General features: G+C 69.4%; 5 protein-coding genes. All 5 read right to left on the bottom strand.

The features are described from left to right. Positions 1-119: 119 nt before the first annotated feature. Positions 120-530, bottom strand: coding sequence for a GtrA family protein (locus ACFXAM_RS10390; RefSeq protein ID WP_380289453.1), 411 nt, complete (start codon positions 528-530; stop codon positions 120-122). Positions 531-575: 45 nt separating this feature from the next. Then, complete coding sequence (locus tag ACFXAM_RS10385) at positions 576-2,984, bottom strand: hypothetical protein (RefSeq protein ID WP_380289451.1); 2,409 nt, start codon at positions 2,982-2,984, stop codon at positions 576-578. Positions 2,985-3,031: 47 nt separating this feature from the next. Beyond that, complete coding sequence (locus ACFXAM_RS10380) at positions 3,032-4,045, bottom strand: glycosyltransferase (protein WP_380289449.1); 1,014 nt, start codon at positions 4,043-4,045, stop codon at positions 3,032-3,034. 291 nt (positions 4,046-4,336) lie between these two features. Next, positions 4,337-5,530, bottom strand: coding sequence for an elongation factor Tu (tuf, locus tag ACFXAM_RS10375; RefSeq protein WP_030280743.1), 1,194 nt, complete (start codon positions 5,528-5,530; stop codon positions 4,337-4,339). Positions 5,531-5,729: 199 nt separating this feature from the next. Next, the gene (gene fusA, locus ACFXAM_RS10370; RefSeq protein WP_350542313.1) at positions 5,730-7,835 is read right to left on the bottom strand and encodes an elongation factor G; all 2,106 of its coding nucleotides are present in this window, start codon (positions 7,833-7,835) and stop codon (positions 5,730-5,732) included. Positions 7,836-7,870 lie beyond the last annotated feature (35 nt).

The following is a 7,870-nucleotide window of genomic DNA, read 5'->3' as shown; positions in this document are numbered from 1 at the left end:
TTTTGTTGGGGCGCCCCGGGCCGGGGGGCCCCGGTGGGGGCCCGCCGGTCGGGGTATGGCCGGGCCCCCCCCCCCCTCACGGGGGACGGCGGGCCAGGCACTTCGTCGTTCCGGGCGGCTCAGCGGTTCTTGAACACCCAGACCTTCATCAGCAGGAAGCGCACCACCGTGGCGAGGCCGTTCGCGACGACCAGCCCGCCCACCTCGACCACCCGGGAGGCGTCCGGGACGGCCAGGTCGAGCAGGGCCAGGACGCCCGCGCTCAGCCCCAGGCCGATCAGGAAGGCCACCGCGCCCTGCAGCTGGTGCCGCAGCGCGCCCTCCGAGCCGGTGATGCCGAAGGTGAAGCGGCGGTTGGCGGCCGTGTTGGCCACCGCGCTGACCGCCAGCGCGATCAGGTTCGCCACCTGCGGGTCGGTGAACGCGCGGGCGGCGACGAACAGCCCCAGGTAGAAGAGGGTGCTCAGGACACCGATCACCAGGAAGGACGGCAGCTGCCGCTTGACGGGCGGCGCCGTCTGCGGGGCCACCCCAGGATCGTCCGTGGAAAGCATGCGGGTTACCCGTTCATCCGGTCAGGCCAGCTCGTACACGACGGTCCGGCCGTTGTCGTAGACCTTGCTGGTGAGAGTGCCGAGCTGCGGTGACTCGGCGCCTGCCTTGCGGTCGACCACCAGGTACCGCACCCGGTGCTCCCGGCGCAGGCCGTCGAGCAGCTCCGCGGTCGGCTGGTAGATCGCGTTCTCGTTGCGCTGGAACAGCTCCTGGTCCCAGAACGGCCGCCCGGAGGCGACACCGCCGCCGCTCTGCGCGATCATGCGCGGCGCGTAGGCCCACCCCTCGATGAGCACCGAGCGCTCGGAGTACGCGCTGAGCCACTGGGAGCGGTAGTTGGTGCAGCGGTCGGTGGTGGTGTAGTTCTCCGGCTCCCAGCAGTGGCTGTTGGTCGCGATGACGTCCGCCGGGTCGCTGTGGGCCCGCACCCAGCGGGCCGCGTCGATCTGGCTCTGCGGCAGGATCCAGGTGCCGTCCCACACGTACTGCCGGGACTGCAGGAGGTCCAGTGCCGTCCCCGGGACGCCGACCGCGAGCGTCGCCGTGAGCAGGACGATCCCGCCCCGGCCGCGCAGCCGCGGCCAGACCCGGCCCGACCCCCACCACAGCAGGGCGCCGACCGCCGCGATCCCCGCCAGGACGACCGTCCCGCCGAGCACCGGCAGCAGCGGGGCGTACGGCTGCCAGGTGTCGTAGGCGCCGGCCGCCTTGGCCACCAGCTCGGCCCAGTCCCGGGTGTGGCGGTACATGCCCCAGGTGAGCCCGGCCACCAGGACGAGCACGCCGGCGGCCAGCAGGACCCTGGCCCGCACGGACAGCGCCGCCCGTTCCGCGGCCTCGCAGTAGCCCCAGGCCGCGAGCAGGGCGCCGAAGGGCGCCGAGGCGATGGTGAAGTAGCTGGAGTTGAAGCCGTTGACCACCAGGTAGGCGGCCGGGCCGGCCACGGCGCCGCCCAGCAGGAACCACTGCGCCGGCTCCAGGTTCAGCCGGCGGTGGCGGAACAGCGGGAGCGCGCCGGCCAGCCGGACCTGATGGGTGATCACGAAGGCCGCCAGGGTGGCGACCACCACGGCCGCCTGCGCCACGGTGCCGCGCATCTGGGGCGCGTTGGCCCAGTACTGCTGGACGTTCCCGAAGGCCACGACCTCCAGGCCGTAGCTCTCGAAGTCGAAGATGACGGCGGTGGCGAAGAGCTGGGCGCCGGCGATGATCGCGCCGAGCCCGACCACCGTCCAGGGGATCCGGCGGCCGGTGACCAGCATCACCAGTCCGGCCAGCGCCAGGCCGGCCAGGGTCACCGGCAGCGAACTGGCCTTGGCGGCGCTGGAGGCCAGCGCGAACCCCGCCACCAGGACGAACGCTCCGCGCCCGAAGGCCGGCACCCGGCTTCCGTCCGCCGGCTCCTCCCCCGCGGCGTCCGGGCCGCCCTTGCGGCCGATCAGCGCACCGACCACACCGACCAGCGCCACCAGCAGCGGCTGGCTGTAGGTCAGGGACAGGCTCCCCCAGGACATCAGCCGGATCGGCGGGAAGCCGAAGGTCCAGGAGCTCACGTTGTTCGGGTAGGCCGCGGTGAACTCGCCGACCGCGAAGAACAGGAGCGCCGCCGCCGGGCCGGCCCACGCCCTGCCGCTGAGGCGCTGCGCCACCACCGCGATGATCAGCACGGTCAGCGCGCTGAGCGCCGGGACCATCAGCCGCATCGCCACCACCGGCAGGTCGATGTGGCCGACGAGGTCGGTCATCGCCATGTGCGCGAAGGTGAACCAGTGGTAGTGCAGCGGCTCGCCCGCCGCCTGCGGGAAGGTCGGCGGCATGTCGTGGGTGGCGCTGCCGGCGAGCGAGAGCATGTACGGCAGGTCGCCGAAGATCCTCGTCGAGTCGTCCGTCGGCAGCACCGGGAAACGGGCCAGGTTGGCCTCGTAGTAGTAGACGACGGTCAGCGCGACCGTGCCCGCCAGGGCCCAGGAGCGTCCGGCCGAGAAGGGCAGGTAGCCCCGCGGCCGCCAGTGCCGCCGCAGCCGGGGCACCAGCGCGAACGGGAGCACCACCGCCAGCGGCCAGAACGTCGCCACCGACTGGAGGCCCAGGCCGACCAGTACGGCCCAGGCCACCAGCTCCAGCACGAGGCCGGTGACCGCGCCGAACGCGAGGTCCTCCAGCAGCGTGTAGGGGCGGCGGCGCAGGCCCCGGAAGACCAGGGTGCCCGGCAGCAGCACGCCCCACAGCGCGTAGAAGGTGTACCGGGCGATGTCGTTCACCGACGTGTCGGAGGCGAGCAGCGCCGCCACCAGCACGAGGTAGGCCGCGACGGCCGGGAGGAACCGCACCGCGGTCCGGCCGGGGGTGGCCGGCGCCGGGCCGTCGGTCGGCCCGCCCGGTCGGCGGGCGGGCCGGGAGGCGGCCACGGTCGTGTCGGTGCTGTCCAAGGTTCTCGTCTCTCTACCGGCCCGACCAGCGGTGCCTGGACTGTGCGCTAGCGGGCCGACGCGGAGGGCTCGGGCCGGGTCCGGACGTCGTCCGCGGCCGAGTCGTACCCGACGAAGTAGGCCGGGCGGGCCTGCGCGGCGGAGTAGATCCGGCCGACGTACTCGCCGAGCAGACCGATGCAGACGAGCTGGACGGCGCCGAGGAACAGCATGCCCACGAAGAGCGAGGACCAGCCGGGCACGGTCTCGCCCAGCGCGTACTCGACCGCGGTGTAGACGCCCAGCACGAAGCAGAGCACCAGGCTCACCAGGCCCAGCCAGGTGGCGAGCCGCAGCGGCGCCGCCGAGAAGTTGGTGATGCTGTCGATGGCCAGCCGGAGCATCTTGGAGAGCGGGTAGTGCGTCGAGCCGGCGACCCGCTCCTCCCGCACGTAGACGACCTCGCCGCTGGGGAAGCCCAGCCACGGCACCAGCAGCCGGTAGACCGGCTGGTGCTCGGGCATCGCCTTGAGCGCGTCGACGGCGGCCCGGCTCAGCAGGCGGAAGTCACCGGCCTGGTTGGGCATCTTCTTGCCGACCAGGCGGCGCATCAGCCAGTAGTACGCCCCGGCCGTGCGGCGCTTGAAGACGGTGTCGGTGCCGCGGTCGCCGCGCACGCCGTAGACGATGTCGAGGCCCTGCTCCTGGGCGAGCTGGAGCATCTCCGGGATCTTCTCCGGCGGGTCCTGCAGGTCGGCGTCGATGGAGACGACGTAGTCCCCGAAGGCGCGGTGGATGCCCGCGGTCAGCGCCGCCTGGTGCCCGGAGTTGCGCGCGAACCGCACGATCCGGAACTCCGGCCAGTCCTGGTGGACCTTCTGCATGATCGCCGGGGTGGCGTCGGTGCTGCCGTCGTCGATCCCGACGACCTCGTAGTCGATCCCCAGCCGGTCCAGGATCGGCCGCAGACGCTGAACGGTCAGGGGCAGCGCTTCCTGCTCGTTGTAGATCGGCATGACGACCGACAGCAACGGTGCCGGGGTGCCGGCCGCCTTGAGGTCGTGCCCTGCTGCGTTGAACATCGTTTCTCGCCTGTCCCCATGTTTCCAAGAACGATATGGCGGCACGGACCGACCGGGACGCCCCCACCAGCCGGACACCCTTCACCCACCGTGTCCGAAGGATCCGCGGACAGCAATGGGGGGAGCCCCAATGAGCGGCCAGAATAGCAGGCAGGCATGAAGCCATTCTCAACGACCGGAGGGTCGGCGGCGCGTTCGTCACGCCGACACGCCGAAGGGCCCCGCACACCTTGAGAAAGGTGTGCGGGGCCCTTCGGCTCGCCCGGTCGGACAGGCAGGTCAGAAGGTCAATTACTTGACGATCTTGGTGACCTGGCCGGCGCCGACGGTGCGGCCACCCTCACGGATGGCGAACTTCAGGCCCTCCTCCATGGCGACCGGCTGGATCAGCGCGACCGTCATGGCGGTGTTGTCGCCCGGCATGACCATCTCGGTGCCCTCGGGGAGGGTCACGACGCCGGTCACGTCCGTGGTACGGAAGTAGAACTGCGGGCGGTAGTTGTTGAAGAACGGGGTGTGGCGGCCACCCTCGTCCTTCGACAGGATGTAGGCCTGGGCCTCGAAGTCGGTGTGCGGGGTGACCGAACCCGGCTTGATGATGACCTGGCCGCGCTCGACGTCCTCGCGCTTGATGCCACGGAGCAGCAGACCGACGTTCTCACCGGCCTGGCCCTCGTCGAGCAGCTTGCGGAACATCTCGATGCCGGTGACCGTGGTGGTGGTCTTCTCGGTCTTGATGCCGATGATGTCGACGGTCTCGTTGACCTTGAGGATGCCGCGCTCGATACGACCGGTGACGACGGTGCCACGACCGGTGATCGTGAAGACGTCCTCGATCGGCATCAGGAACGGCTGGTCCACGGCGCGGGCCGGGGTCGGGATGTTCTCGTCGACCGCGTGCATCAGGCCGAGGAGCTTCTCGCCCCACTCCTTGTCGCCCTCCAGCGCCTTCAGCGCGGAGACGCGGACGACCGGCAGGTCGTCGCCCGGGAACTCGTACTCGGAGAGCAGCTCGCGGACCTCGAGCTCGACGAGCTCCAGGATCTCCTCGTCGTCCACCATGTCGGCCTTGTTCAGGGCGACAACGATGTAGGGGACGCCGACCTGGCGGGCCAGGAGGACGTGCTCCTTGGTCTGCGGCATCGGGCCGTCGGTGGCGGCGACCACCAGGATGGCGCCGTCCATCTGGGCGGCACCGGTGATCATGTTCTTGATGTAGTCCGCGTGACCCGGGCAGTCGACGTGGGCGTAGTGGCGCGCCTCGGTCTGGTACTCGACGTGCGCGATGGAGATGGTGATACCGCGCTGCCGCTCCTCCGGCGCCTTGTCGATCTGGTCGAACGGCGTGAAGGGGTTGATCTCCGGGTACGCGTCGTGCAGCACCTTGGTGATGGCCGCGGTCAGCGTGGTCTTACCGTGGTCGATGTGACCGATGGTGCCGATGTTGACGTGGGGCTTCGTCCGCTCGAACTTCGCCTTCGCCACTGAGTCCTCCTGAGGACAGTTCCTGTACGCCGTGCTGACGCCAGTTGGTCTTTGATCGGTTTTGGTGCGGGTTGTCCGGAGGACACCCCGTGCCGTCCCGCTGGTGGGGGGGCCGGAGGCCCCGGGAGGATCCGACCGGATCCTCCCGGGTTGCCTCCTAATAGCCTAAGGGTTGGTTATCGTCCCGAAAGTCGGGACGTCACTCGCCCTTGGCCTTCGCGATGATGTCGTCCGCCACGTTCCGCGGAACCTCGGCGTACGAGTCGAACTGCATCGAGTAGCTCGCGCGACCGGAGGTCTTGCTGCGCAGGTCACCGACGTAGCCGAACATCTCGGAGAGGGGCACCAGCGCCGTGACGACGCGGGCACCGTGACGCTCGTCCATGGACCGGATCTGGCCACGGCGAGAGTTGATGTCGCCGATCACGTCGCCCATGTAGTCCTCGGGCGTGGTGACCTCGACGGCCATCATCGGCTCAAGAAGGACCGGCTTGGCCTTCTTGGCGCCTTCCTTGAAGGCCATCGAACCGGCGATCTTGAACGCGAGCTCGGAGGAGTCGACGTCGTGCGCGGCACCGTCGAGCAGCTTCACGCGGACACCCTGGAGCGGGTAGCCGGCGAGGATGCCGAACTCCATGGCCTCCTGGCAACCGGCGTCGACCGACGGGATGTACTCGCGCGGGACGCGGCCACCGGTGACCAGGTTGACGAACTCGTAGCCCTCGGCCTGCTCGAGCGGCTCGATCGCGATCTGCACCTTGGCGAACTGACCGGAACCACCGGTCTGCTTCTTGTGGGTGTAGTCGATGCGCTCGACCGCCTGGCGGATGGTCTCGCGGTACGCGACCTGCGGCTTGCCGACGTTGGCCTCGACCTTGAACTCACGGCGCATGCGGTCGACCAGCACCTCAAGGTGCAGCTCGCCCATGCCCGCGATGATGGTCTGGCCGGTCTCCTCGTCCGTGTTGACCTGGAAGGACGGGTCCTCCTCGGCGAGACGCTGGATGGCGACACCCAGCTTCTCCTGGTCACCCTTGGACTTGGGCTCGATCGCGACGCGGATGACCGGGGCCGGGAAGTCCATGGACTCCAGGATGACCGGGTTCTTCTCGTCGGACAGCGTCTCACCGGTGGTGGTCTGCTTCAGGCCCATGACGGCGATGATGTCGCCGGCGCCCACCGAGTCGATCTCCTCACGCTTGTTCGCGTGCATGCGGTAGATCTTGCCGATGCGCTCCTTCTTGCCCTTGACGGCGTTCAGCACCGAGGTGCCGGACTCCAGGCGGCCCGAGTAGACCCGGACGAAGGTGAGCTTGCCGAGGTGCGGGTCCGACATGATCTTGAACGCGAGCGCGGCGAGCGGCTCGTCGTCCGAGGCCTTGCGGGAGATCTTGACGGTGTCGTCGCCCGGCTTGGTGCCCTCGATGGACTCGATGTCCAGCGGGGACGGCAGGTACTTGACGACGGCGTCGAGCAGGGGCTGGACGCCCTTGTTCTTGAACGCGGTGCCGCAGAAGATCGGGGTGAACTCCGAGTTCAGCGTGCCCTTGCGGATCGCCGTCTGCAGCAGCTCGACCGGGATGTCCTCGCCCTCCAGGGCGAGCTCCATGATCTCGTCGCTGACGTTCGACACGGTGTCGATCAGCGCCTCGCGGTACTCGTCCGCCTGCTCCTGCAGCTCGGCCGGGATGTCGACGATGTCGTACATCTCGCCCTTGGCGGCCTCGGCCGACCAGACCAGCGCCTTCATGCGGACCAGGTCGACAACGCCCTGGAAGTCCGACTCGGCACCGATCGGCAGCTGCATGACCAGCGGGGTCGCGCCGAGGCGGTCCACGATGGTCTGGACGCAGAAGAAGAAGTTGGCGCCCGTGCGGTCCAGCTTGTTGATGAAGCAGATGCGCGGGACGCCGTAGCGGTCAGCCTGCCGCCACACGGTCTCGGACTGGGGCTCGACACCGGCGACACCGTCGAACACCGTCACGGCACCGTCGAGGACGCGCAGCGAACGCTCCACCTCGACGGTGAAGTCGACGTGACCCGGGGTGTCGATGATGTTGATGGTGTGGTCGGCATCGTCGACGGTCCAGTGACAGGTCGTCGCGGCCGACGTGATCGTGATGCCGCGCTCCTGCTCCTGCTCCATCCAGTCCATGGTGGCAGCGCCATCGTGGACCTCACCGATCTTGTACGACACACCGGTGTAGAACAGGATCCGCTCGGTGGTGGTGGTCTTGCCCGCGTCGATGTGCGCCATGATCCCGATGTTGCGGACCTTGGCGAGGTCAAGGGAGGTTGCAGCCATGGTGGCTCGTTCTCTCTCTGTCTAGTGACGGGGTA

This window comes from Kitasatospora sp. NPDC059462, from assembly GCF_042749955.1.
In the GTDB taxonomy this organism is placed as follows: domain Bacteria; phylum Actinomycetota; class Actinomycetes; order Streptomycetales; family Streptomycetaceae; genus Kitasatospora.
The sequence above is the reverse complement of the archived record's forward strand: the minus strand, read 5'-3'. Positions and strand labels throughout refer to the sequence as shown.